At 71.0% G+C, this 24776-nt stretch carries 27 protein-coding genes; 5 read left to right on the top strand and 22 right to left on the bottom strand.

The features are described from left to right. Positions 1-37 precede the first annotated feature (37 nt). Complete coding sequence (locus tag CLV72_RS01960; protein WP_106238150.1) at positions 38-1357, top strand: AI-2E family transporter; 1320 nt, start codon at positions 38-40, stop codon at positions 1355-1357. Positions 1358-1421: 64 nt separating this feature from the next. Here the strand turns inward: CLV72_RS01960 and CLV72_RS01955 are convergent, their stop codons facing one another. The 5 genes from CLV72_RS01955 to CLV72_RS01935 all read right to left on the bottom strand — a co-directional run bounded on the left by CLV72_RS01955 (position 1422) and on the right by CLV72_RS01935 (position 4990). Further along, positions 1422-2159, bottom strand: coding sequence for an alpha/beta hydrolase (locus CLV72_RS01955; RefSeq protein ID WP_106238146.1), 738 nt, complete (start codon positions 2157-2159; stop codon positions 1422-1424). Positions 2160-2183: 24 nt separating this feature from the next. Beyond that, positions 2184-2495, bottom strand: coding sequence for a hypothetical protein (locus tag CLV72_RS01950; protein ID WP_106238143.1), 312 nt, complete (start codon positions 2493-2495; stop codon positions 2184-2186). Positions 2496-2542: 47 nt separating this feature from the next. Continuing rightward, positions 2543-3808: a 3-hydroxyacyl-CoA dehydrogenase gene (locus tag CLV72_RS01945; protein WP_281262384.1), complete on the bottom strand. Its 1266-nt coding sequence runs from the start codon at positions 3806-3808 to the stop codon at positions 2543-2545. A 71-nt stretch (positions 3809-3879) separates the two neighbouring features. Then, a complete protein-coding gene (locus CLV72_RS01940) occupies positions 3880-4461 on the bottom strand; it encodes a Uma2 family endonuclease (protein WP_106238139.1) in 582 nt (193 codons plus the stop codon). 142 nt (positions 4462-4603) lie between these two features. Beyond that, the gene (locus CLV72_RS01935; protein ID WP_106238136.1) at positions 4604-4990 is read right to left on the bottom strand and encodes an SCO5389 family protein; all 387 of its coding nucleotides are present in this window, start codon (positions 4988-4990) and stop codon (positions 4604-4606) included. 245 nt (positions 4991-5235) lie between these two features. Here CLV72_RS01935 and nucS point away from each other — a divergent pair, with 245 nt between their 5' ends. Continuing rightward, on the top strand, positions 5236-5916 hold the full coding sequence (gene nucS, locus CLV72_RS01930; RefSeq protein WP_106238134.1) for an endonuclease NucS: 681 nt from the start codon (positions 5236-5238) through the stop codon (positions 5914-5916). A 164-nt stretch (positions 5917-6080) separates the two neighbouring features. Here nucS and CLV72_RS01925 read toward each other — a convergent pair whose 3' ends face one another. Then, positions 6081-6260 (bottom strand): DUF4236 domain-containing protein, encoded by a 180-nt coding sequence (locus tag CLV72_RS01925; RefSeq protein WP_106238131.1) that lies wholly within the window; start codon positions 6258-6260, stop codon positions 6081-6083. Positions 6261-6683: 423 nt separating this feature from the next. On the opposite strand from CLV72_RS01925, the gene CLV72_RS01915 reads away from it, so the two are divergent. The 3 genes from CLV72_RS01915 to CLV72_RS01905 all read left to right on the top strand — a co-directional run bounded on the left by CLV72_RS01915 (position 6684) and on the right by CLV72_RS01905 (position 11373). Next, positions 6684-8111, top strand: coding sequence for an endo-1,4-beta-xylanase (locus tag CLV72_RS01915; RefSeq protein ID WP_106238128.1), 1428 nt, complete (start codon positions 6684-6686; stop codon positions 8109-8111). Between the two features lie 367 nt (positions 8112-8478). After that, positions 8479-9924 (top strand): M28 family peptidase, encoded by a 1446-nt coding sequence (locus CLV72_RS01910; protein WP_211302742.1) that lies wholly within the window; start codon positions 8479-8481, stop codon positions 9922-9924. 846 nt (positions 9925-10770) lie between these two features. Beyond that, positions 10771-11373 carry a cob(I)yrinic acid a,c-diamide adenosyltransferase gene (locus CLV72_RS01905; RefSeq protein ID WP_106238120.1) on the top strand — a complete coding sequence of 201 codons (603 nt, stop codon included), beginning with the start codon at positions 10771-10773 and terminating at the stop codon, positions 11371-11373. 16 nt (positions 11374-11389) lie between these two features. Here the strand turns inward: CLV72_RS01905 and CLV72_RS01900 are convergent, their stop codons facing one another. The 16 genes from CLV72_RS01900 to prfA all read right to left on the bottom strand — a co-directional run bounded on the left by CLV72_RS01900 (position 11390) and on the right by prfA (position 24715). Continuing rightward, positions 11390-11683, bottom strand: a complete 294-nt coding sequence (locus CLV72_RS01900; RefSeq protein WP_106238118.1) for an MTH1187 family thiamine-binding protein — start codon at positions 11681-11683, stop codon at positions 11390-11392. Between the two features lie 26 nt (positions 11684-11709). Then, positions 11710-12168 carry a DUF2550 domain-containing protein gene (locus CLV72_RS01895; RefSeq protein ID WP_106238115.1) on the bottom strand — a complete coding sequence of 153 codons (459 nt, stop codon included), beginning with the start codon at positions 12166-12168 and terminating at the stop codon, positions 11710-11712. 48 nt (positions 12169-12216) lie between these two features. Next, the gene (locus tag CLV72_RS01890; protein ID WP_106238112.1) at positions 12217-12606 is read right to left on the bottom strand and encodes a F0F1 ATP synthase subunit epsilon; all 390 of its coding nucleotides are present in this window, start codon (positions 12604-12606) and stop codon (positions 12217-12219) included. A gap of 83 nt (positions 12607-12689) precedes the next feature. Continuing rightward, positions 12690-14132, bottom strand: a complete 1443-nt coding sequence (gene atpD, locus CLV72_RS01885; RefSeq protein ID WP_106238110.1) for a F0F1 ATP synthase subunit beta — start codon at positions 14130-14132, stop codon at positions 12690-12692. Beyond that, on the bottom strand, positions 14133-15059 hold the full coding sequence (locus CLV72_RS01880; RefSeq protein WP_106238107.1) for a F0F1 ATP synthase subunit gamma: 927 nt from the start codon (positions 15057-15059) through the stop codon (positions 14133-14135). It lies immediately after the preceding gene. Positions 15060-15062: 3 nt separating this feature from the next. Beyond that, positions 15063-16706 carry a F0F1 ATP synthase subunit alpha gene (atpA, locus tag CLV72_RS01875; protein ID WP_106238104.1) on the bottom strand — a complete coding sequence of 548 codons (1644 nt, stop codon included), beginning with the start codon at positions 16704-16706 and terminating at the stop codon, positions 15063-15065. 55 nt (positions 16707-16761) lie between these two features. Next, positions 16762-17571 (bottom strand): F0F1 ATP synthase subunit delta, encoded by an 810-nt coding sequence (locus CLV72_RS01870; RefSeq protein WP_106238102.1) that lies wholly within the window; start codon positions 17569-17571, stop codon positions 16762-16764. Further along, positions 17571-18119 (bottom strand): F0F1 ATP synthase subunit B, encoded by a 549-nt coding sequence (locus CLV72_RS01865; protein ID WP_106238099.1) that lies wholly within the window; start codon positions 18117-18119, stop codon positions 17571-17573. The genes CLV72_RS01870 and CLV72_RS01865 overlap by 1 nt, the downstream gene beginning before the upstream one ends. A gap of 46 nt (positions 18120-18165) precedes the next feature. Further along, a complete protein-coding gene (atpE, locus tag CLV72_RS01860; RefSeq protein WP_106238097.1) occupies positions 18166-18390 on the bottom strand; it encodes an ATP synthase F0 subunit C in 225 nt (74 codons plus the stop codon). Positions 18391-18478: 88 nt separating this feature from the next. Then, positions 18479-19327, bottom strand: a complete 849-nt coding sequence (gene atpB, locus CLV72_RS01855) for a F0F1 ATP synthase subunit A (protein ID WP_106238094.1) — start codon at positions 19325-19327, stop codon at positions 18479-18481. A 69-nt stretch (positions 19328-19396) separates the two neighbouring features. Next, a complete protein-coding gene (locus CLV72_RS01850; RefSeq protein WP_211302659.1) occupies positions 19397-19615 on the bottom strand; it encodes an AtpZ/AtpI family protein in 219 nt (72 codons plus the stop codon). Between the two features lie 69 nt (positions 19616-19684). Next, positions 19685-20089, bottom strand: a complete 405-nt coding sequence (locus tag CLV72_RS01845; protein WP_106238087.1) for a Cg1360 family ATP-synthase-associated protein — start codon at positions 20087-20089, stop codon at positions 19685-19687. A 214-nt stretch (positions 20090-20303) separates the two neighbouring features. Continuing rightward, the gene (locus CLV72_RS01840) at positions 20304-21461 is read right to left on the bottom strand and encodes a glycosyltransferase family 4 protein (protein WP_106238083.1); all 1158 of its coding nucleotides are present in this window, start codon (positions 21459-21461) and stop codon (positions 20304-20306) included. Positions 21462-21622: 161 nt separating this feature from the next. Further along, complete coding sequence (locus CLV72_RS01835) at positions 21623-22429, bottom strand: L-threonylcarbamoyladenylate synthase (RefSeq protein ID WP_106238079.1); 807 nt, start codon at positions 22427-22429, stop codon at positions 21623-21625. Positions 22430-22793: 364 nt separating this feature from the next. Next, the gene (gene prmC, locus CLV72_RS01830) at positions 22794-23651 is read right to left on the bottom strand and encodes a peptide chain release factor N(5)-glutamine methyltransferase (protein ID WP_106238076.1); all 858 of its coding nucleotides are present in this window, start codon (positions 23649-23651) and stop codon (positions 22794-22796) included. Next, entirely contained in the window at positions 23648-24715 is a 1068-nt protein-coding gene (gene prfA / locus CLV72_RS01825) for a peptide chain release factor 1 (RefSeq protein WP_106238072.1), read from the bottom strand. The genes prmC and prfA overlap by 4 nt, the downstream gene beginning before the upstream one ends. Between the last annotated feature and the right edge of the window lie 61 nt (positions 24716-24776).

Here is a 24776-nt window from a genome sequence, read left to right as displayed (position 1 = left end):
AGCGTCCTTTCCGTGAGCTTTCTGGATGAGGTGAGCCGTGGCCGCTGACAAGGACGCCCCCGACGCCCGCACCACCCCCGGCGGAGGCGGCGCTTCCGCCGGGCAGGAGGCGGCCCCCGAGTCCTCCGGATCGAGCGGTTTCACGCCGGGCGGGTCGGCGACCGGCGGGTTCCCGAGCAGCAGCGGGTTCGCGCCGGGCGGGTCCGTCCCGGAAGGGTCGAGCGGCGCGGGCGCGGCGCGCGGCGGCGGCGACGGCACCGCTGTCGTCGACCCCAAGACCGGGCTGCCCTTCGCCGACCGCAGACCGGGCCGGCCGAACTTCTTCGTGATGGGCTTCACCGGCACCCTCGGGGTGGCCACCGCCTGGCTGCTGATCCAGGCGGCCATCAACGCCCAGGCCGTGCTGCTGTGGATCCTGATCGCGCTCTTCCTCGCGGTGGGGCTGAGCCCGCTGGTGGAGTTCCTGCGGCGGCACGGCCTCCCGCGCTGGGCCGCGATTCTCGCGGTGTTCCTCGCGATGGTGGCCGTCTTCGCCGGCTTCGGCGTGGCGATCGTGCCGCCGCTCACCGAGCAGACGGCCGCGTTCATCTCCCGGCTGCCCGACTACGTGGACCAGCTGCAGAACAACCAGACCCTCGCCGACCTCGACGCCCAGTACGGCGTGCTGGAGCAGGCCAGGGAGTACATCAGCAATCTGGACTACGCCGCGCTGGGCCAGCAGGCCTTCGGCGGGCTGCTCGGCGTCGGCCAGGCGGTGGCCAACACCCTGGTCGCCACCTTCACCGTGCTGATCCTGACCCTCTACTTCCTCGCGGCGCTGCCCAGCATCAAGGAGCTGTTCTACCGGCTGGTGCCGCGCTCGCGGCGGCCGGGCTTCCAGGAGCTGGGCGACGAGATCCTGACCCGCGTCGGCGGCTACATCGGCGGCCAGGTCACCCTGGCCACCATCGCGGGCGCCTTCGGCTTCATCTACCTGACCGCGCTGTACCTGTTCGGCGTCCTGGAGGTCAACTACGCGCTGCCGCTGGCGCTGATCATGCTGTTCACCGGCCTGATCCCGCTGGTCGGCGCCACCATCGGCGCGGTGGTGGTCTCGCTGATCGTGGCGGCGCTCAACCCGTGGGCCGGGCTGGCCACCATCGGCGTGATCATCGGCTACCAGCAGTTCGAGAACTACGTCATCCAGCCGAAGATCATGCAGCGCTCGGTGGACGTCGCCCCGGCCGTCACCATCACCGCGGCGCTGATCGGCGGCGCGCTGCTCGGCCTGCTCGGCGCCCTGATCGCGATCCCGACGGCGGCGGCCATCGCGCTGATCCTCAAGCGGGTGGTGATCCCGCTCCAGGAGCGGAGCTGACCGCTTCCGCTCGGACGGCCGGACCCGCCCCGGTGGCGGTCCGGCCTTCGGCGCGTCAGGCGTCTCAGTCGAAGGCGCTGTCCGTCTCGTAGGGGCCGTCCCACTCGGTGGGCAGCGGGTGGGCGGCGGGCGCCACCCGGCGCACGATCTCGTTCAGCACGGTGCGCACCGAGCTTTCGCCGACCCACAGGTGCTTGGCGCCCTCGACGCCCAGCACCTCGGCCTGCGGTACCCGGGCGAAGCGCTCGCGCGCCTCCGGCGGCCGCAGGTAGTCGTCGAACTCCGGCACCAGCGCCACCAGCGGGCGGCCGAACTCCGCCCAGGCGTCCAGGTCGGCGTCGCCGGCTCTTCGCAGCGGCGGCGAGAGCAGCACGGCGCCCTCCACCAGCGGGTCGGCGCCCCAGCGCAGCGCCAGTTCGGTGCCGAAGGACCAGCCCACCAGCCAGGGGTGCGGCAGCTCGGCGAACTCGGCATACTCGATCGCGGCGGCCACGTCGTAGCGCTCGGTCTCGCCGTCGCCGAACCCGCCCTCGCTGGTGCCCTGGCGCGAGGAGGTGCCCCGGGTGTTGAAGCGCAGCACGGCCACCCCGGCCAGCGCGGGCAGCCGGTAGGCGGCCTTGCGGTAGACGTGGCTGTCCATCATGCCGCCGTGGGTCGGCAGCGGATGCAGGGTGAGCAGCGTCGCGACCGGCTCGCGGCCGGCGGGGCGGGCCAGCTCGCCCACCAGCCGCAGCCCGTCTGCGGTCTGCAGCGTGATCGGCTCGCGCTCGGCGGGCAGCACCGTACTCGCGCGGATCTGCACGGGGGCTCCTCGGTGTGTCAGGGGTCAGTAGCGGGGCGCGTCGCGGCTCCGCCGCACCCGGGGGCCTCGGTTGAGCCGGTTGGTCCAGCAGCTGGTGTGCCAGTGCCTGCGGTTCTCGGCGCCGCGGTCGCCCGACGGCCACGCCACCGTGTGCGGGACGCCGGCGCCGATGCGCTGCTCGCAGCCGGGGCAGACATAGGTCTTGTCGGCCGCCGCGCCGGTGACGGCCCGCACCACCCAGTCGCCGTCGGGTCCCGACTCCGCCCGCGGGATGCCGCCGATGCGGCCGGTGGGCGGCGGCTCGTCGCGGCGGCGTGCGTTGCGGCGCGGGCTCATACCGACAAGGGTAGGAGACGCCCGGCCGGCCGCGGACGCGTGCCCGCTCAGCCCACCGAGGCGCGCAGGCTGGTCGCGCCCTGGTCCACCAGGTGGCGCAGCAGCGCGGTGGGCAGGAAGCCGGAGTTCCTGGTGGTCTGGTGGCACACCTCCAGGCCCTTGAGCACATTGTCCAGGCCCATGCCGTCGAGCAGTTCGAGCGGTCCGCGCGGGTAGCCGCAGCCCAGCCGCATCGCGGTCTCCACCTGGTCGGGGGTGGCGTAGCCGCACTGCACCATCCGGACCGCGTCGTTCATGTGGGCGAGCAGCAGCAGGGTGGTGACGGCGTTCGGGCCGCCCAGCACCTCGCCGAGCGGGCTCGCGGTGAACTCCGGCTCCTGCGCGCCGTCGTCGGCGTGCCGGTGGAAGCCGCGACCGGTCTTGCGGCCGAGCAGCCCCGCCGCGACCATCCGGCGCAGCAGCGGCGCGGCGGCGTAGCGGGGGTCGCGGAACTCCGCCCAGAGCACGTCGAGCACGGCCAGCGAGACATCCAGCCCGATCAGGTCGAGCAGGGCCAGCGGCCCCATCGGCAGGCCGATGCCGTCGCGGACGGCCGCGTCGATGTCGTCCCGGGAGGCGACCCGCTCCTCCAGCAGGACGACGGCGTGGTTGAGGAAGGGCAGCAGCAGCGCGTTGGCCACGAAGCCGGCCCGGTCGCCCACCGTGACGGGGGTCTTGCCGACCCGGGCGGCCAGCCCGGAGGCGAGGGCGGCGGCGGCGGGCTCGGTGCGCACGGTGGTGACCACCTCCACCAGCTCCATCACCGGCGCGGGGTTGAAGAAGTGCATGCCGACGACGCGCTCGGGCCTCGTGGTGCAGGCGGCGATCTCGGTGACCGCCAGCGAGGAGGTGTTGGTGGCCAGCACCGCGCCCTCGGGCACGATCCGGTCGAGTTCGGCGAAGACCTCGCGCTTGGCCTCGATCCGCTCGGGCACCACCTCGACCACCAGGTCGGCGGCGGCCAGCGCCGCCCGCTCGGTGTACAGGGCGATCCGTCCGACGATCCCGTCGCGGTCCTCGTCGCTGAGCCGGCCGCGCTGCACCGCCCGCGCCAGCGAGGCGTCCAGCCGCCGCCGCCCCGCGTCCAGCGCCGCCGCGTCCGCCTCGACCCCCACCACGTCCAGACCGGCCCGGGCGAACACCTCGGCGATCCCGGCCCCCATGGTGCCGAGCCCGACCACCCCCACGGTCCGCACCGCCGCGGCCCCTTCCGCGGTGTCGGCCGCCGCTTCCGTCCCGGTTCGCGCGCCGTCCGCGCCCATGTCGTCGGTCATGGGCCGATCCTAGGGTGCGATCGCTCCGGTGCCCGTGCCCGCCGCCCCGCCGAGGGTCATGCGGCGTGAACTCAGTCGCCTGCGGGGAACTCGTCCGTGGCCAGGTCCAGCCCGAAGGGCTCGGGCAGCGGGATCGGCTTGCCGAAGGGCACCCGCACCATGCTTCGGTACCTGCCGCTGGACGGCTCGGAGTACAGGGTCACGGAGGGGCCGTCCGCGCTCCACCGGTCGACCAGCAGGTACAGCGGGACGGGCGCGTGTGCGTAGCCCCACAGCTTCGTCTTGCGGTCGGTGTCGGCATTGCCCTTCGAAGTCACCTCAACGACCAGCAGCGCCGCGTCGGCCGGATAGGGGTCCTCCCCGTCGTCCAGCAGGTCGACGGGCATCACGACCAGATCCGGCACATAGAGCTGGTCGAGCATGCCGATCCAGATCCCTAGCGTCTGGTAGATACCACAGTCACTGGCGAGTACCCGGTACAGCTGCCGCTGTATCAGGTCCGCGATGCGGTTGTGCTTGCCTTTCGGCGGCGGCATCAGGGAGATTCCCTCTCCGATGATCTCGGCCCGCCAACCGTCGGGCACGTCCAGCTCTCGCCAGGCGCGCAGTAGCCCGTTCGTACTGGATTCGGGTTCGATCGCAGCCACGCTCATCTCTGCGTCACCTCCTGGTACGGAATGCAACCAGAAGGAACTGTCACTCGTCGCCGTTTCTCGGTACTGGCGAGAATAGGCGAGACCTTGTAGAGACGCCCGTGCGCGCCCGGCGCGTCGCCGGGCGCGCACGGGCGGGGGTTCAGCAGTCGACCAGCTCGGGCGACTGGTTCAGCAGCTGGGCGCGCGGGGTGACGAAGGCTCGGTACTCGTCGTGCGCGGCGGGCTGGAAGAGGGCCACCTTGTGGCAGTTCTGGAAGGCGATACGGAACCCGAAGTGGCGCTCCAAGGCGCCGCGCATGGCGTCGCTGGCGAGGGCGCGCAGCAGCTGGCCCCTGGCCTGCTCGTCCGGGGGCGGCACCTCGTTGGCCTCGTAGGCGGCCCCGGTGTCCTGCACCCGCTCGGCGAGGCCGCTGATCACCTCCCAGGCGTAGGGAAGCGAGGTGCGGACGCAGGCGAGGAAATCGGCGTCGTCGACTTCGCCGGACTGTGCCTGCTGCAGGAGTTCGGTCGAGACGGTGAGCGACATGAAGATCCTTTCGAACGGGCAAGGGTGTCCGCCTCGGCCTCAAGCGGCGCGACCCGGCCAGCGGACAACGTTTCGACGCTAAACCCCATCGGACGGGCATCGCACGTCAGATCTGGCTACCCTGGAGGTCACACATGCGTACCCGCCGGGCCCGTTGACAAGGGCGCGGGAACCGTTCTCGTTCTCAAGTCCCGTGGCCGGTTTCCGGCCACCCTCGGTACGGATTGCTAGTAACGTGCGTTTCCGTGCGTCTCGTCATCGCCCGTTGCAGCGTCGACTATGTCGGCCGGCTCACCGCCCACCTGCCCATGGCCCCGCGGCTGATCCTGATCAAGGCCGACGGCTCGGTGTCGATCCACGCCGACGACCGCGCGTTCAAACCGCTGAACTGGATGAATCCGCCATGCACCCTACGTGAGGAGCCCGGTGGGGAGGGTGAGGCGGCCGTCTGGACGGTCACCCACGGCAAGTCCGGCGAGAAGCTGATCCTGCGCATCGAGGAGGTCGTGCACGACTTCGCGCACGAACTCGGCGCCGATCCCGGCCTGCGCAAGGACGGTGTGGAGGCGCACCTCCAGGAGCTGCTGGCCGAGCACATCACCACCCTCGGGGCGGGCTGGAAGCTGATCCGCCGCGAGTACCCCACCGCGATCGGCCCGGTCGACATCCTGTGCCGCGACGCCGACGGCGGCACGGTGGCCACCGAGATCAAGCGGCGCGCCACCATCGACGCGGTGGAGCAGCTGACCCGCTACCTCGAACTGCTCAACCGCGACACCCTGCTCGCGCCGGTCCAGGGCATCCTGGCCGCGCAGAGCATCGCGCCGCAGGCCCGCACCCTGGCCGAGGACCGGGGGATCCGCTGCGTCGTCCTGGACTACGACGCGCTGCGCGGCACTGTGAGCGACGAGCTGCGGCTGTTCTAGACAGGCGGGCGGCGGGCCTCCGGTGCGTCCTGAATTCGCGTGCCGAGGCAGATCAACGAAATCAGGGAAACCGGACCGCCCGCCGTTCCGACCGAATTCGCGTGCGGCGTCCGCGCTCTCCCGCCGATGGCGCGCGGGTGCGCATTCGCCGTTCCGCGTCTTTGTCAGGAGCGTCCCTTGTCCTGCTTCCAGGAGAGGGGCCCGGGCAGGTCGACCCGGTGCCGGCGCGCTCGGGAGTTCCACGACCAGCGGCCGATCCTGAGGCTCCACGAAGAGAAACCGTTCTCGGTGAAATGGAGGATCACCGGGCCGATCCTCTTCCGCTTGCGGAACATCACGCCCATGGCGGGGCTCCTTCCTTGTTCGCCTTCCGGCGTTGGGCCCCGTGTGCCCGGCGGGCTCCGGCACAAACGCCGCCGGCCGCCGCCCTGCCCGGCCTGCGGCCGGTTCCGGCGCCGTGACGTGGCATGACGGAGAAGGCGCGCCGGACAAAACTGATTCGCGCCATTCGCACCGGAATGCGAGGGTCGCGCCGTGCGGTGACTCCGGCCGCCGCACCCGCACACCGGGCGGCCGCGCGCCCTCGCCCACCGAAGGCCGCGCCCGGTGCACCGTCCCCGCAAACCGAAAGTTTTCGGGACGAAACACCTCTGCCATCGCCCGGTTACTCATGTTAAGTTCACGGCACATCTCTGGGAGCGCTCCCACGTCTGCCCATCCGGAATGGCCCCCGCGATCCGGAAACGCATTCGAAGGGAACAGTTGACGTGCCTGACAACCGCAACCGCACCGACGGGCCGGGCCGCTTGGCGCGCCTCGCCCGCCGACTCGCCGTCCCCCTCCTCGCCGTGCTGTGCGCCCTCGGCGTCGCGCTGCCCGCACAGGCCGACATCGACGGGAGCCTGCGCGACCTGCCCGGTGCCCAGGGCTTCCGGATCGGTACCGCCGTCGATCCGAACCGGCTGAACAACGAGGCCGACTACCGCAACACCACCATCGAGCAGTTCAACTCCATCACGGCCGAGAACGTGATGAAGTGGGAGACGATCCAGCCCTCGCGCGGCCAGTTCAACTGGAGCGGCGCGGACCAGGTGGTGAACTTCGCGCAGGCGAACGACCAGATCGTCTACGGCCACACCATGATCTGGCACAGCCAGCTGCCCAGCTGGGTGCGTGACGGCGGCATGAGCGCCACGCAGCTGCGCACCGTCATGCAGGAGCACATCGCGGCGCTCGGCGGCCGCTACCGGGGCGAGATCTACGCCTGGGACGTGGTCAACGAGGCGTTCAACGAGGACGGCACCTTCCGCGACTCCGTCTTCTACCGGACCCTCGGCGAGAGCTACATCGCCGACGCGCTGCGCTGGGCCGACCAGGCCGACCCCAACGCCCGGCTCTACATCAACGACTACAACGTCGAGGGCATCAACGCCAAGAGCGACGGCCTGTACAACCTGGCCCGGCGGCTGCTGCAGCAGGGCGTGCCGCTGGACGGCATCGGCATGCAGGCCCACCTGATCGGCGGCCAGGTGCCCAGCACCATGCAGCAGAACATCCAGCGCTTCGCCGACCTCGGCCTGGAGGTCACCATCACCGAGCTGGACATCCGCGTGCCGACGCCCGCCAGCAACGCCAGCATCCAGCAGCAGGGCAACGACTACCGCGCCGTCATGAACGCCTGCCTGAACGTCTCGGCCTGCACCGGCGTGACGGTCTGGGGCGTCACCGACCGCTACTCCTGGGTCCCCGACACCTTCCCGGGCCAGGGCGCGGCCCTGCCCATCGACGAGAACTACAACGCCAAGCCGGCCTACTGGGCGATGTACGAGGCGCTCGGCGGCGAGGACCCGGGCCCCGGCCCCGGCCCCGACCCGGTGGGCGGCTGCACCGTCACCTACGCCACCACATCGAGCTGGAACAACGGCGCCACCGCCAATGTGACGGTCCGCAACAACGGCACCGCGCCGATCAACGGCTGGTCGGTCGTCTGGAGCTTCCCCAGCGGCCAGCGCGTCACCAGCGCCTGGAACGCCAGCGCCACCCAGAACGGCACACAGGTCACCGCGACCAACGCGTCGTGGAACCAGACCATCGCCGCCGGGTCGAGCGTCTCCTTCGGCTTCCAGCTCAGCCACTCCGGCACCAACACCGCACCGAGCGCCTTCACCCTCAACGGCACCGCCTGCACGACCTAGCGGCGCCCTGGCGCTCCGTCCCGGCAGGGCCGCACCGGCGAACCGGTGCGGCCCTGCCCCCTCTCCAGTCGCGAATTCGCGGCGACCAAGCCGGGAAAATCCGGCATTCTGCCGCAAAGGGAAGGCGGGTTCCCAGCCCGGTGGCCGGAAGTGGCAATACGACTACTTTCCACGCGCGCTTCCCTTGCTTGCCGCGACGATATGGTGACAGGCTGCGCAGATCCACCGGAGTGTGAACGCGCCCGACCCGTCCGCCCGGCGCGCCCGAAAGACCCGGTGGTGCTCCTTACACCTCTCCTTGACGCAGGAGGAACCTGTGCGCAAGATCGCCACCGGGGCCGCGCTGGCCGTCGTCGCGAGTCTCGTGATGGCCCCAACGGCACAGGCCGAGCCCGCGGACGCGGGCCGGCTGCCGAGGCTGGTCAACGTCAACCGCATCGAGGGCCACCTCGACAATCTCGCCACCATCGCCGACTACAACGGCGGCAACCGCGCCACCGGAACGCCCGGCTACCAGGTCGCCGCCCAGTACGTGATCGACCAGCTGGAGCGGGCCGGCTACGAACCCGAGGTGCACGAGTACGACTACGAGTCGTGGAGCGAGGTCAGCCCCTCCGAGATCGAGCAGGTCGCTCCCGAGCAGGTCGCCTACGAGTACGGCACCGACTTCCTGACCTTCACCTACTCGGTCGCCGGCGAGGTCACCGCCCCGGTCGTGCCGGTGAACACCGGCGCCGCCGACAGCGGCTGCACGGCCGAGCAGTTCGCCGGCTTCCCCGAGGGCGCCATCGCCCTGATCCGCAGAGGCAGCTGCACCTTCCAGATCAAGACCGACCTCGCCGCCCAGGCCGGCGCCAGTGCGGCGATCATCTTCAACAGCGGCGGCGCCCCCGAGTTCGAGCAGCCGGTGCTGGGCACCGTCGGCGGCCTCTCGGAGATCCCGGTGGTGGGCACCAGCAACGACCTCGGCGAGGCCCTGGCGGCCACCGAGGGCCTGGAGCTGCGCGTGGCCGTGGACTCCGTGGTCGAGACCCGCAGCTCCTTCAACGTGGTCGCCGAGACAGAGACCGGCCGCCACGACAACGTCGTGGTGGTCGGCGCGCACCTGGACAGCGTGCGCGAGGGCGCCGGCATCAACGACAACGGCAGCGGCGTCGCCACGGTGCTGGAGATCGCCCGCCAGCTGCCGCGGCTGAACGAGAACCGCCTCAACAACGCGGTGCGCTTCGCCTTCTGGGGCACCGAGGAGGAGGGCCTGATCGGCTCGACCGAGTACGTGCAGTCCCTCAGCGAGGAGCAGATCGACGACATCGCGCTGTACCTGAACTTCGACATGGTGGGCTCGCCCAACTACGCGCGCTTCGTGCTGGACGGCGACGACTCCCTGGGCGGCTCCATCACCCCGCCGCCGGCCGGCTCCGGGGCGATCGAGACCCTGTTCCACCGCTACTTCGACGCCCAGGGCATGGTCAGCGAGGACTCCGAGTTCAACGGCCGCTCCGACTACTCCGGCTTCATCAACGCCGGCATCCCGTCCGGCGGGCTGTTCTCCGGCGCCGAGGGCGTCAAGACCGAGGAGCAGGTCGAGTGGTACGGCGGCACCGCCGGTGAGTCCTACGACCCGAACTACCACACCGCCGCCGACGACCTCGACAACATCAACCGCCAGAGCCTGGACGAGCTGTCCGACGCCGCCGCCTACGCGGTGGAGACCTACGCCCGCAGCACCCTGCCGGTGAACGGCGTGCTGCGCACCGCGCAGGCCACCGCCCCCGCGCAGTTCGAGCGGCAGGGCGACCTCTTCCTGCGCTGACGGGCACGACCGCCCCGGCCCCGCCGCTCGGCGGCCGCACGGCACGGCGGAGCCCCGCGACCCTTGATGGGTCGCGGGGCTCCGTCACGTTGAACAGCTCCCGGCGGGCCCCCGAGATCCGCCGGGAGCTGTTATCGCGCATCGCGTTCGGCGGTGATGTGCCGTTCCGGACGCGGCCTCCGGCAGGGTCATGGCCGGTTCGGCGGCGTCCGCGCGATGGCGTTCCCACGGCCGGACCTCGATCCGGGCGTGGGGGCGGGCGGTGATTGCTGCCGCGATCGAGCCGATCCGCCGCGAACGCCGACGTCTCCCCCAAGATCGTCGGCGACGGCGACTGCCTACCCCCATAACCAGTCGCCATGCGCGGCTCGCTGTCGGCTCTTCCCGGGAACGCCTACCCGTCATAGCCTGCGTGGGACGGGTGGCGACTCGGTACCGGTTTCGCGGTCCACCGCCTGTGTTGTCAATGGGCCTTCGTATGGGCCTCTACCTGTGAAGACGCGGATTCTATCCAGCCAGTTGCCCATGAGACGGAAAAATCTCCGGCGTCATGACCGGCCTTGATTACGGTCAGTGATGTAAAGATGCCACATCGTAGCGATCTTGTGAATACCCCAAGCGGGCGTTCTTCCTGGGCGCCACTGACGGATACACGGCGAGGTAAAGGGTGTCGCCGCAGGTCAGAGCGGCAGACCGGCCGCAGCGGCGACGACGCGGAGCGGAGCGGTCAAAGCTCCGTGACGAGATCGTTACCCTGTGTTACCGCGCTCGCGACCGCGCCGGCGGCCGGATCCGGTGCCGCGCTCCGGCCGCGCCGGCGGCGCGGCCGGGCCGTAGGGTGGGGCCATGGCCCGCAGACGCGACGACCAGCCCGTGGTGCTGTCCACCATCTACACCCGAACCGGCGACGACGGCACCACCGCGCTCGGCGACGGCAGCCGCACCGGCAAGACCGACCCCAGGCTCATCGCCTACGCCGACGTGGAGGAGGCCAATGCCGCCATCGGCGCCGCCCTCTCCCTGGGCGGGGCCGACATCGCGCCCGACATCGCGCGGCTGCTGTCCCGGGTGCAGAACGAACTCTTCGACGTCGGCGCCGACCTCTGCGCGCCCGTGGTGCCCGATCCGCCCTACCCGCCGCTGCGGGTGGAGCAGGAGTACGTCGACCGGCTCGAGGAGTCCTGCGACCACTACAACGCCGATCTGCCCAAGCTGCGCAGCTTCGTGCTGCCCGGTGGCGCGCCGGGCACGGCGCTGCTGCACGTGGCGCGCACGGTGGTCCGCCGCGCTGAGCGCTCGGCCTGGGCCGCGGTGCACGAGCACGGCGACTCGGTGAGCACGCTGCCGGCGCGGTACCTCAACCGGCTGTCGGACCTGCTGTTCATCCTGGCCAGGCGGACGGCGGGCGACGCGGGCGAGCTGCTGTGGAAGCCGGGCGGCGAGCGCTAGCCGCCCGGCGGCGGCCTCAGGGGTTCAGCAGCTCCTCGACCCGGTCGACCTTGGCGGTCATCGCGTCGGTCACCCCGGCCCGGATGTCGGCCTTCAGCACCAGGCTGACCCGCTCGGCGCCCTCACCGGCCGCCTCGGTGGCGCGGCGGACGACGTCCATGACCTCGTCCCACTCGCCCTCGACCGTGGTGAACATGGCGTCGGTGCGGTTGGGCAGCCCGCTCTCGCGGACCACCTGGACCGCCCTGGCCACGGCCGGGGCGACGGACGGGCCGCTGCCCATCGGGCTGACAGAGAAGGCGACCAGCATGGCGTGCTCTCCTGGTGAGGGGTGGGTCAGTACTTCTCGAAGTGGGTGCCGGGCGGGGAGGACTCCAGCCAGGACAGGAAACCGGTGACGGCCGCCTCCGACATGGCCAGCTCGGCCACCGGCTCGGTGCCGGGCCCGGTCTCCCTGACCAGGGCGGCGCAGGCCACCACCACCGAGTCGGGGGTGAGGTCGACCAGTTCGGCCTCGGTGGGGCGGCGCCGGCTGTCGACGATCAGGCCGCGGCGCGACAGCACCACCGAGGGCCACGGCCACAATGCGAAAACCCGGTACCAGCGCAGATCGTCCACGTGGTACCGGGCGAAACCCAGCCGCCATTTGCCGCCTGGATCCTGGCGGAGGCTGCACTCCACCGTGCCGCCGCCCCGCTCCAGCAGGTAGCGCCGGACCGTGACGAGCAGGAGTCCGGCCAGCACCACCACGACCGCGGCGGTCACCACGGTCAGGATCGCTGCGCCGGTCTCCATGGCGTCCTCGGTCTCCGCGCTGCCTGCTCAGTCTCCGCTCGCGCCGGCTCAGGACTCCCGGCCGGCGGCGCGCAGCCGCGCCCGGGCTCGGGCGATCTCGGCGCGCACCTCCTCGTCGGCGGTGTCGCCGCTCTGCGCGCGCTCCAGCGCCTGCTCGGCGCGGGCCACGTCGATCTCGTCGCTCATCTCGGCCACCTCGGCCAGGATGGAGATCTTGTCGTCGGCCACCGAGATGAAGCCGCCGTGCACCGCGGCCGACACCGTTCCGTCGCCGGTGTGCACCGCGACGACGCCGCCCGGCTCCAGCACGCCCAGCACCGGGACGTGTCCCGGCATGACGCCGATCGACCCCTCAAGGGTCTTGGCGACCACCATGTCGGCACTGCCCGACCAGAGCTCGCGCTCCGGCGAGACCAGCTCGACCTGCAGCTTAGCCACTCATTCCTCCGGTTGTCCGCGCACCTGGACGGGCCGTGTCGCGGCGGGCGCCGTGTGGCGCCCGCCGCGGCGGGCGGCCGGCCTCAGCTCTTGAGGGTCTCCGCCTTCTTGACGGCTTCCTCGATGCCGCCGACGTTGAGGAACGCCTGCTCGGGCAGGTGGTCGTACTCGCCCTCGGTCACCGCCTTGAACGAGGCGACGGTGTCCTCCAGCTCGACGAACACGCCCGGGTCGCCGGTGAACTTCTCCGCCACGTACATGTTCTGCGACAGGAAGCGCTCCAGGCGCCGCGCCCGGCGCACGATGATCTTGTCCTCTTCGGTCAGCTCGTCGATGCCGAGGATGGCGATCTGGTCCTGGAGGTCGTTGTTGCGCTGCAGGATCTCGATCACCCGCTGCGCGACCTGGTAGTGCTCCTGGCCGACGTACTGCGGGTCCAGGATGCGGGAGGTCGACGCCAGCGGGTCCACCGCCGGGTAGATGCCCTTGGCGAACACGCCGCGGGACAGCTCGGTGGTGGCGTCCAGGTGCGCGAAGGTGGTGGCCGGGGCAGGGTCGGTGTAGTCGTCCGCCGGCACGTAGATGGCCTGCATCGAGGTGATGGAGTGGCCCCGGGTGGAGGTGATCCGCTCCTGCAGGATGCCCATCTCGTCGGCCAGGTTGGGCTGGTAGCCCACCGCGGACGGCATCCGGCCCAGCAGGGTGGACACCTCCGAACCCGCCTGGGTGAAGCGGAAGATGTTGTCGATGAACAGCAGCACGTCCTGCTGCTGCACGTCGCGGAAGTACTCCGCCATGGTCAGCGCGGACAGCGCCACCCGCAGCCGGGTACCGGGGGGCTCGTCCATCTGGCCGAAGACCAGCGCGGTGTCGGGCAGCACGCCCATCTCCGCCATCTCGACCATCAGGTCGGTGCCCTCACGGGTGCGCTCGCCGACGCCGGCGAACACCGACACACCGCCGAAGTTGCGGGCGATACGGGTGATCATCTCCTGGATGAGCACCGTCTTGCCCACACCCGCGCCGCCGAACAGGCCGATCTTGCCGCCCTTGACGTAGGGGGTGATCAGGTCCAGCACCTTGATGCCGGTGACCAGCATCTCGGTCTTGGACTCCAGCTGGTCGAAGGCCGGCGGGCGGCGGTGGATCGGCCACCGCTCGGTGACCTCCAGGGAGGCTCCGTCGGCGTCCAGCGGCTCGCCCAGCGTGTTGAACACGTGGCCCTTGACGCCGTCGCCGACCGGCACGGTGATCGGACCGCCGGTGTCGATGACCGGCATGCCGCGGACCAGGCCGTCGGTGGGCTGCAGCGAAATGGCCTTGATCAGGTTGTCGCCGATGTGCTGGGCGACCTCCAGGGTCAGGGTCCGCTTGTCGGCGCCGAAGGTCACGTCGACCTTGAGCGCGTTGTAGATCGCGGGCATGGAGCCGCGCGGGAACTCCACGTTGACGACCGGACCGATCACCTCGGCCACGCGTCCGGACGCGACGCCGGACGCGGCCGTCTCCTCCACAGTCGCAGTCACTTAGTTCTCACTCCCCACCTGAGCGTCAGCGAGCGCGTTGGCGCCCCCGACGATCTCGCTGATCTCCTGGGTGATCTCCGCCTGCCGGGCCGCGTTGGCCTGGCGGGCCAGGACCTTGGCCAGCTCCTGGGCGTTGTCCGTGGCCGCCTTCATGGCGGCCCGGCGCGACGCCTGCTGGGAGGCGGCCGACTCCAGGAGGGCGAAGTAGATCCGGTTGTTGACGTACCGGGGCAGCAGGCTGTCCAGCACCGCCTCGGCCGAGGGCTCGAACTCGTACAGCGGGAGCGCCTGGCCGCCGTGGGCCTGCCGCAGCTCCTGCTCGCTGACCTCTTCGACCTCCAGCGGCAGCACGCGGTGGGCCGCCGCCCGCTGGGACAGCATCGAGACGAACTCGGTGGAGACGATGTGGATCTCGTCCACGCCGCCCTCTTCCGTCGGGGTGGTGAACGCCGCCATCAGCGCGTCCCCGATCTCCTTGGCGTCGGCGTAGGAGGGGACCTCGGTGATCCTCTCCCAGCTGCCGGCCAGCGGCCGCTCCCGGAAGGTGTAGTACGTGATGCCCTTGATGCCGACGATGTAGGTCAGCACCTCCTTGCCCTCCGAGCGGAGCAGCTCGGTCAGGCTCTCGGCCTCCTTGATGGCGTTGGAGGTGTACGCGCCGGCCAGGCCCTTGTCGCTGGTGATCAGCAGCACGGCGGCCCGGGTGGGCCGCTCGGCCTCGGTCAGCAGCGGGTGGTCGGTCGACTGGTAGCCGGCCACCGCCGACACCGCGCGGGTGATCTCCCGCGAGTAGGGCCCCGCCGCCGCGGCACGCTGCTGCGCCTTGGTGATCCGGGTGGCGGCGATCAGCTCCATCGCACGGGTGATCTTCGCCATCGACTTGACCGACCGGATCCGACGGCGCAGAACGCGAAGCTCGGCACCCATCCGCTAGCTCCCGCCGCGCTTGGCGACCTTGATGGTCTCCTGGCCGACCTCGTCGCTGTCCAGCGCCTCGGCCTCGGCCTCGGAGCCCAGCACGGTGCCCGAGCTGGTCTCGAAGTTCCGCTTGAACTCCTCGATGACGTTCTTGAGCTGGTCGGCGGTCTCGTCCTCGAAGGTGCCGGTCTCGCGGATGCCGTCCAGGATGCCGCCGTGCTCGCGGGCGACGAAGTCCAGGAAGTCGGCCTCGAAGCGGCGGATGTCCTCGACCGGCACCTCGTCGAGCTGGCCGGTGGTGCCGGCCCACACCGAGATGACCTGCCGCTCCATCGGCTGCGGCTGGTACACGCCCTGCTTGATCAGCTCGTACAGCCGCTCACCGCGCTCCAGCTGCGCCTTGGACGCGGCGTCCAGGTCGGAGCCCAGGCCGGCGAAGGCCTGGAGTTCGCGGTACTGGGCCAGCTCGGTGCGCATCCGGCCGGAGACCTTCTTCATCGCCTTGGTCTGCGCGGCGCTGCCGACTCGCGACACCGAGATACCGGTGTTGATGGCCGGCCGCTGGCCCTGGTTGAACAGGTCGGCCTCGAGGAAGATCTGGCCGTCGGTGATCGAGATGACGTTGGTGGGGATGTACGCCGAGACGTCGCCCGCCTTGGTCTCGATGATCGGCAGACCGGTCATCGAGCCCGCGCCCAGCTCGTTGTTGAGCTTGGCGCAGCGCTCCAGCAGCCGGGAGTGCAGGTAGAAGACGTCGCCGGGGTAGGCCTCGCGGCCCGGCGGGCGGCGCAGCAGCAGCGACACGGCGCGGTAGGCCTCGGCCTGCTTGGTGAGGTCGTCGAAGATGATCAGGACGTGCTTGCCCTGGTACATCCAGTGCTGGCCGATGGCCGAGCCGGTGTAGGGGGCGATGTACTTGTAGCCCGCCGGGTCGGAGGCCGGGGCCGCCACGATGGTGGTGTACTCCAGCGCGCCGGCCTCTTCCAGCGCGCCGCGCACGCCCGCGATGGTGGAGCCCTTCTGGCCCACCGCCACGTAGATGCAGCGCACCTGCTTGCTGGGGTCGCCGGACTCCCAGTTGGCCTTCTGGTTGATGATCGTGTCGATCGCGATCGCGGTCTTGCCGGTCTGGCGGTCGCCGATGATCAGCTGCCGCTGGCCGCGGCCGATCGGGGTCATGGCGTCGATCGCCTTGAGGCCCGTCTGCATCGGCTCGCGCACTTCCTGGCGCTGCACCACGGAGGGGGCCTGCAGCTCCAGCGCGCGGCGCTCGGTGCTGGCGATCTCGCCCTTGCCGTCGATCGGGCGGCCGACGGGGTCGACCACGCGGCCCAGGTAGGCGTCGCCCACCGGCACCGAGAGGATCTCGCCGGTCCGGCGGACCGGCTGCCCCTCCTCGATCTTCTCGAAGTCGCCGAGGACGATGACACCGATCTCGCGGGTCTCCAGGTTCTGGGCCAGGCCCAGGGTGCCGTCCTCGAACTCCAGCAGCTCGTTCGCCATCGCCGAGGGAAGGCCGGCCACGCGGGCGATGCCGTCACCGGAGTAGGTGACGGTGCCGATCTCCTCGCGTGCGGCGGCTTCAGGCTCGTACGACTGGACGAAGCGCTGCAGCGCGTCCCGGATCTCCTCCGGCCGGATGGTCAGCTCCGCCATCTCGTATGTCCTTGCTCTAGAAGTCTTCAGGCTCTTGGTGAGGTGCGGTCGGGGGTCAGCCCGCCAGCCGCTTCCTGATCTCGGCCAGGCGGCCGGCGACCGTGCCGTCGATGACCTCGTCGCCGATCCGGACGGACATCCCGCCCATCACCTCGGGATCGACTTCGATGTTGACGTGGACGGGACGGCCGTAGGTGCTGGACAGCGCGCTGACCAGCCGGGCCCGCTGGCGCTCGGAGAGCGGGACCGCGCTGCGCACCACCGCCACCAGGCGCCGGCGCCGCTCGGCCACCAGGCGGCTGTACGCCTCCAGCCCGACCTCAAGGTTACGTCCCCGCGGACGGGTGACAAGTTCGCCGACCAGGCGGCGCGTGGCCGCGCTCGCCCGGGTGCCGAGCAGGTCGGCCAGCAGCCGCTCCTCGCGCTCGGCCGAGGCCGAGCGGTCGGTGAGCGCGCTGCGCAGCGCCGGCTCGGCCGCCACGATCCGGTCGAAGCGGAACAGCTCGTCCTCGACGTCGTCCAGCCGCCCCGACCGCTCCTCGTCCAGCACGGTGGCGAACACGGCCAGCCGCTCCACGGCGTCGGTGAGGTCGGCGCCCCGCGACCAGCGCGCCCGCACGACGTCGTCGACCAGCAGGGCGGCGGTCGGCGAGACCTTGCCCTCGAGCAGGTCGGCGGCGAAGCGCGACTTGCGGTCGGCCTCGACGGAGGGGTCGGCCAGCACCCGCCGCAGCGAGTGCTCGCGGTCCAGCAGCGCCACCACGTCGAACAGCTCGCCGCCCAGCGAGGCCGCGTCGGCGTCGCGCGCGACGGTGTTGAAGCGGTCGGTGACCTCGGCCAGCGAGGTGCGGCTCACACCTCGCATCAGCGTGCCTCGGCCTGCGAACCGGCGCGGTCCTGGCTTTCCAGCTCGTCCAGGAAGCGGTCGATGACGCGGCTCTGCGCGGCGTCGTCGGAAAGGGCCTCGCCGACGATCCGCTCGGCCAGCTCGGTGGAGAGCGTGCCGATCTCCACCCGCAGCCGCGCGACGGCCTGCTGCCGCTCGGCCTCGATCTGGGCGTGCGCGTTCTCAACGATCTTGCGCGCCTCGACCTGCGCCTGCTCGCGCATCTCGGCGATGATCGCGGCACCCTGCTGCTTGGCCTTCTCGATCTCGGCATTGCGCTCGGCCCGGATCTCGGCCAGCTGGGCCTGGTACTGCTGCAGCGTCTCCCGCGCCTCGGCCTCCGCGGCCTTGGCGCGCTCGATGCCGCCCTCGATGGCGTCGGCCCGCTCGTCGAGCGTGGTCGTCACCCTCGGCAGGATCTTGGTCCAGAACGCGAAGAGGATGATGGCGAACGCGATGAGACCGAACACCAGCTCCGAGGTGTGCGGCATCAGGATGTGGTTTTCCTCGGCTGCCAGTAGCCCCATGGGTGGCACCCCCTTTCTCGTGTCCGTCGGGAGTCGTCAGGGAGGGTCAGGAAGAGGTGTACGGCAGCGCGAAGGCGAGCACGAAGCCAAGGATGGCCAGCGCCTCGACCAGCGCCATACCGAGGTAGATGTTCAGCTGCAGCGGGCCGCGCAGCTCCGGCTGGCGCGCGATGGCCTGGTTGCCGAGACCGAACACGATGCCCACGCCGATGCCCGGGCCGATGGCGGCGAGACCGTAGCCGATGACGTTGAGGTTACCGAGGATTTCCATGCTTATCCCTTATCTTCTGCAACGACCGGCGGTGCTCGGGTCGGTCCGCCGGAGTGGTTTCGGTTGACGGGTACGTAAGACGTCCGCCCTAGTGCGCCGGCTCGACCGCGCCGCCGATGTACACGGCGGTGAGCAGCACGAACACGAACGCCTGGAGGCTCATGATGACGATCTCCAGCAGGGTGAAGGCGAAGAAGCCGAGGAACGCGAACCCGGAGAAGACCACCGAGACCGCGCCCAGCAGGGCGTCGGGGGCTCCCGGGTTGAACATGTAGAAGCCGGCGGCCGCGAAGGTGGCCAGCAGCAGGTGCCCGGCGAACATGTTCGCGAAGAGTCGGACGGCGTGGGTGACCGGCCGCACGATCAGGGTCGAAATGACCTCGATCGGAGTCAGGATGATGTAGAACGGCCAGGGAACGCCGGGCATGAACAGGATGTCCCTGAAGTAGCGCCAGCCGCCCTGCTTGCGGATGCCCACGACGTTCCAGAACACGTACACGATCAGCGCCAGCACGATCGGCACCGCGGTGTTCGCGGTGACCGGCAGCTGGCCGACCAGCGGAACGACGCCCCAGAGGTTCATGACCAGGATCATGAAGAACAGCGTGATCAGCAGCGGGACGTACCGGTCGCCCTGCTTGCCGATGGTGGGCCTGGCCACCTGGTCGCGGATGAAGAGGTACCCCATCTCCGCGACGCTCTGCCAGCGGCTCGGCACCAGCTTCATCTTCGACGTGGTGGCGAACCAGAATCCCAGCACCACCACCACGGTCAGCGCGAGCAGCACCGTGTACTTGGAGATCGCGAACGGCCCGAACTCCACGATGGGCGGCGGGAAGAAGATGTCGGTGGTCGGCGGGGCGAACCCCGGTCCACCCGGCGTGAACAGGCCGCCATCCCCGTCCTCGGCCGCGAGGACGTGTGCGTTAGCGCTCACGGCGAACCCTTTCGTCGTGATTCAACAAAGACCTCGTACATGAGGGCACTGCGGTGCCCGTGCTGTGTGTCAGTGCTTGGGCAGCCGCCGCCAGACCAGGTAGATCGAGCCACCGAGGCCGAGCAGGATGCCGATCGGGAGGAACAGCGGGGTCGCGCGATCGGTGAGCCAGTCGGCCAGCCAGCCGATCCCGCCCCAGCACAGCGGGCCGGCCAGCAGAGTTCCGACGATCGCCATGGCGTCGACCTTGGGTTCCGGCTCACGGTCGGACCCCTGGCGATCGTTCATCTCGCTCCGGAACATAGCAGTTGGTACGGGTGTACCGCACATCGCCCGAAAGGCGGGGGCGGACGGGTTTCATCGGCCCGCGTCCGGGTCGACATAGAGGATCTTGGTGGTGGCGGTGGCCCAGGTCTGGCCGCCGATCCACACCACCGCGCACAGCGCCGCCGTGAGGGCGAACGCGGTGTGGTCGAACAGCGGGGTACCGCGCAGCGCGACCAGCAGGACGCCCAGGACCAGCACCTTGAGCAGGTAGCTGCCGAGCGCGCCGGCCATCATCAGCTGCGGGTTGATCCGCGCCACGTAGGAGACCGCGAGGAGCCCGAGCGGGAAGAAGACCATCACCAGCACGATGCCGGCCAGCGCTCCGTACAGGCCGTGGGTACCGGCCATGAAGAAGGCGGCGGCCGCGGCTAGCGCGCCGGCGATGACTGTCGGAATCGCGGCGCCGCGGAGGATCCGGGCGTCGTGTCCCTGCATAGAAGAACTCCGGAAAGTTAAGAAGGGCTCTGCTCGTGAAAGGTATCACAAGCTCTCGGCGTCCCATTTAGGCGGTTGGGACCCGGGTGCGCCCGCTGTCGGGCGCGCCTCGCCACCAACGGGCGTCCAGGCAATGGAACCCGAGGTCAGCGGGGTTCTGACCGAAGCCGTCAAATCGTTGCCGAGCCGTGTTCATCCGCCGCTGAGACGCACATCATGCGCCGCCGCGCGGCCCGGGACCGACGCCGACCGCGGCCCGCGCCCGCGCCTCGCGCAGCCGCTCCTGGCGGCGGCGCAGCCGGGGCAGGGTGACCAAGAGCACAGCGCACGCGGCGACGCCCAGCGCGCCGAGCAGGAAGACCCACGGGTCCGCGAAGATCGACATGGTGACGGCGGCGAAGGCGATGATCCCGGCCCACAGGTACATCAGCAGCACCGCGCGGGCGTGGGAGTGGCCGAGGCCGAGCATCTGGTGGTGGAGGTGCTTGCGGTCGGGGGCGAAGGGCGACTTGCCCGCCAGGGTGCGCCGCACCACCGCCAGCAGCAGGTCCAGGAAGGGCAGCGCCAGCACCAGGATCGGCAGCAGCATCGGCAGCAGCGCCACCAGGCCGCCGGCCTCGCCGCCGACGCTCGGGGTGAACTGGCCGGTCACCGTGATGGTGGTGGAGGCCAGCAGCAGGCCGATGAGCATGGCGCCGGTGTCGCCCATGAAGATGCGGGCGGGGTGCAGGTTGTGCGGCAGGAAGCCGGCGCAGATGCCGATCAGCACGGCGGCGATCATCGCCGGGAAGGTCTGCCGGTCGAAGCCCTGGTGGATGGCGACGGCGTAGTAGTAGATGAAGAAGGCGCTGGCCGCGATGGCGACGATGCCCGCGGCCAGGCCGTCGAGGCCGTCCACGAAGTTCACCGCGTTGATGGTGACCACGATGAGCACCACCGACACCACGGTGTGCACGTCGGGCGGCAGCACCAGGGTGGTGTCGGGCAGCGGCAGCCAGAGCAGCTGCGCCCCGCTGCCGACCAGCACGCCGGCCGCGAGCACCTGGCCGGCCAGTTTGCTCAGCGGGTCGAGGTCCCAGCGGTCGTCCACCACGCCGACGATCACGATGATCAGCCCGGCCAGCAGCACGCCCTGCCAGGACTGGTCGACCAGGGTCTCGCGCAGGTTCGGCAGCTGCCCGGCGACCAGGAAGGCCGCCACCAGCCCCGCGTACATGGCCAGCCCGCCCCAGCGGGGGGTGGGCACGGTGTGCACGTCTCTGGCCCGGATCGGGGTGAACGCGCCGAACCTGAACGCCAGCCACCGGACGAACGGCACCGACAGGTAGGTGACGGCCGCGGCGATCAGGATGGTGAGTGCGTACTCCCGCACGTGACAGCTACGCCTTCGCGATCTGCCCGGCCCGGACCGGGAACCGGGGAAACGGGGAACGAGGAATACGGAAGAGCAAAGAGGAAAGAGCCTGCCCCAAACTAGCAGCCGCGGCGCGGCGGCCGGAGCCGCTTCGCCGGACGATACCGAGCCTTCACACGTCAGTCACCCGAGGCGGACGGGCCGTGGTCGCGGTGCGGCGGCTCGCCGCCGTCGCCGCGCTCGGGCGCCTCCTCCGCGTCGGTGCGGGGCGCGGCGGACTCGGTGTCGGGGGCCGCCGCGGCGGAGTCGGCCGCCGGCGCGGCGTCGTCGCCGTCCTCCTCGTCCACGCCCAGGATCGAGCCGACCACCTGGCGCAGCCGGTCGACCGGGATGGCGCCCTCGCGCAGCACGCGCGGCACCGCGTAGGTGAGGTCGACGATCGTGGACGGCACCGTGTCGGCGCTCGGGCCGCTCTCCAGGTACACCTCGACCCGGTCCTCCAGCTGCTCGCGCGCCTCCTGCGCGGTGCGCGCGGGCGGCCGGCCGGTGCGGTTGGCGCTGCTCACCGCCATCGGCCCGACCTCCTTCAGCAGGTCGAGTGCGACCGGGTGCATCGGCATCCGCAGCGCGACGGTGCCCCGGGTGTCGCCGAGGTCCCACGACAGGCTCGGATTGGCGGTGCACACGATGGTGAGCGCCCCGGGCCAGAACTCGTCGATGAGGTCCTGGCCGAAGGCACCGAGGTCGGTGATGAGCGAGGTGGCCGCCCGCACACTGCCGACCAGCACCGGCGGCGGCATCTCGCGGCCGCGCCCCTTGGCGGCCAGCAGCGAGCGCACCGCGCCCGGTGTGAAGGCGTCGCAGCCGATCCCGTACACGGTGTCGGTGGGCAGTACCACCAGCTCGCCCCGGCGTACCACCGACGCGGCGTCGGACAGGCCCGCCTTGCGCTCGAAGTCGACCGAGCAGTCGTAGGACCGGCTCATTACCTCTCCCGTGCTTCGTTCACTGGCCGGGCCGCCCGGCCGTGTTTCCCGGCGCGGCTCACTCGTCGAGTCGCCGTGCTGTGCCTCCCGGCACGGCTTGGTCTCCTCGCTCGCTCCGCGGACGAACCCAATCGCACGAATCGCGCTTCGTCCACTCCGCTCACTCGTCGAGTCGCCGTGCAGTGCTTTCCGGCACGGCTCGGTCTCCTCGCTCGCTCCGCGGACGAACCCAATCGCACGAATCGCGCTTCGTCCACTCCGCTCACTCGTCGAGTCGCCGTGCAGTGCTTTCCGGCACGGCTCGGTCTCCTCGCTCGCTCCGCGGACGAACCCAATCGCACGAATCGCGCTTCGTCCACTCCGCTCACTCGTCGAGTCGCCGTGCTGTGACGAACCTGTCCCGCCGGGTCAGGTCCTTGTGGTTGCGGACGTCGCGCCAGCCGAGTTCCTCGGCGAAGACCCAGGGGACGTCCAGGCCCTGGCCGTCGCCGTGCTCGACGGCGAGGGCGCCGCCGGGGCGCAGCAGCCGGCGGGCGGTGCCCTCCAGGGCGCGGATGGCGTCCAGGCCGTCGGTGCCGCCCCACAGGGCGGAGGCGGGGTCGTGGTCCCGCGACTCCGGCGGCATCCGCTCGCGCTCGCCCTCGGGGACGTAGGGGGGGTTGCTGACGACGAGGTCGGCGCGGCCGGCCAGCTCGGGCAGGCAGGCGGCGAGGTCGGCCAGGTGCAGGGTGACGCGGTCGGCGTGGCCGCTGGCCTCGATGTTGGCCGCGGCCCAGCGGTGCGCGGCGGGCTCGACCTCGACGGCGTGCACCCGCGAGCGGGGCACCTCCTGGGCGATCGAGATGGCGATGGCGCCCGAGCCGGTGCCGAGGTCGACCACCAGGGGGTCGGCGACGTCCATGTCGCGGAGGGTGTCGATGGCCCAGCCGACCATCATCTCGGTCTCGGGGCGGGGCACGAAGACGCCCGGGCCCACCTGGAGTTCGAGGTAGCGGAAGAAGGCCCGGCCGGTGATGTGCTGCAGCGGCTCCCTGGCCGCGCGGCGGGCCACCGCCTCCCAGTACCGGGCGTCGAAGTCGGCGTCGGCGACGGCGTGCAGCTCGCCGCGGGACACGCCGTGGACGTACGCGGCCAGCTCCTCGGCGTCGAAGCGCGGCGAGGCCACGCCGGCCTCGGCCAGCCGCAGCGTGGCCCGTGCCACCTCGTCCAGCAGGAAGTTCATGCTTGGGCCTGGCTGAGCCTCTCTGCCATGTCGGCGTCGAGCAGGGCGCGCAGGACGTCGTCGAGCGCGCCGTCGATGACCTGGTCCAGGTTGTACGCCTTGAAGCCGACGCGGTGGTCGGAGATGCGGTTCTCCGGGAAGTTGTAGGTGCGGACCCGCTCGGAGCGGTCGACCGTGCGGACCTGGCTCTTCCGCTCGGCCTGCGCCTCGGCGTCGGCGCGCTCCTGGGCGTCGGCCAGCAGCCGGGCGCGCAGCACCCGCATCGCCTGCTCCTTGTTCTGCAGCTGGCTCTTCTCGTTCTGGCACGAGACGACGATGCCGGTGGGCAGGTGTGTGATGCGCACGGCGGAGTCGGTGGTGTTCACGCTCTGGCCGCCGGGGCCCGAGGAGCGGAAGACGTCGACGCGGATGTCGTTGTCGTTGACCTCGATCTCGACCGCCTCGGCCTCGGGCATCACCAGCACGCCCGCCGCGGAGGTGTGGATGCGGCCCTGCGACTCGGTGACGGGGACCCGCTGCACGCGGTGCACGCCGCCCTCGAACTTCAGCTGCGCCCACACGCCCTCGCCGGGCGCGGGGTTGCCGCGCGCCTTCACCGCGACGGTGACGTCCTTGTAGCCGCCGAGGTCGGAGTGGGTGGCGTCGATGATCTCGGTGCGCCACTGCCGACGCTCGGCGTAGCGCAGGTACATCCGGAGCAGGTCGCCGGCGAAGAGCGCGGACTCCTCGCCGCCCTCGCCCGCCTTGATCTCCAGGATGACGTCCTTGTCGTCATTGGGGTCGCGCGGGACGAGCAGCCGGCGCAGCCGCTCCTCCAGCTCGCCGCGGCGGCGGGTCAGCTCCTTGGCCTCCTCGGCGAAGGCGGGGTCCTCGCTCGCCAGCTCCATCGCGGTCTCGTAGTCGTTGCCGACCTGCTCCAGCTCCCGGTACGCCTGCACGATCGGGGTCAGCTCGGCGTAGCGCTTGCCCAGCCGGCGCGCGGCGCTCTGGTCGGCGTGCACCGAGGGATCGGCGAGCCGCTCCTCGATGTCGGCGTACTCGCCGACGAGTTCGTCAAGCTTCATGGGTGCGATCCTGGGGGCTGGCGGGCGAGAGCGGACGGACGCGCGTGCGCCGCGACCGCGC

The sequence above is a fragment of the Allonocardiopsis opalescens genome (assembly GCF_003002095.1).
GTDB lineage: Bacteria > Actinomycetota > Actinomycetes > Streptosporangiales > Streptosporangiaceae > Allonocardiopsis > Allonocardiopsis opalescens.
Note: the sequence above shows the minus strand (reverse complement) of the source record. Positions and strands in the feature narration are given on the sequence as shown.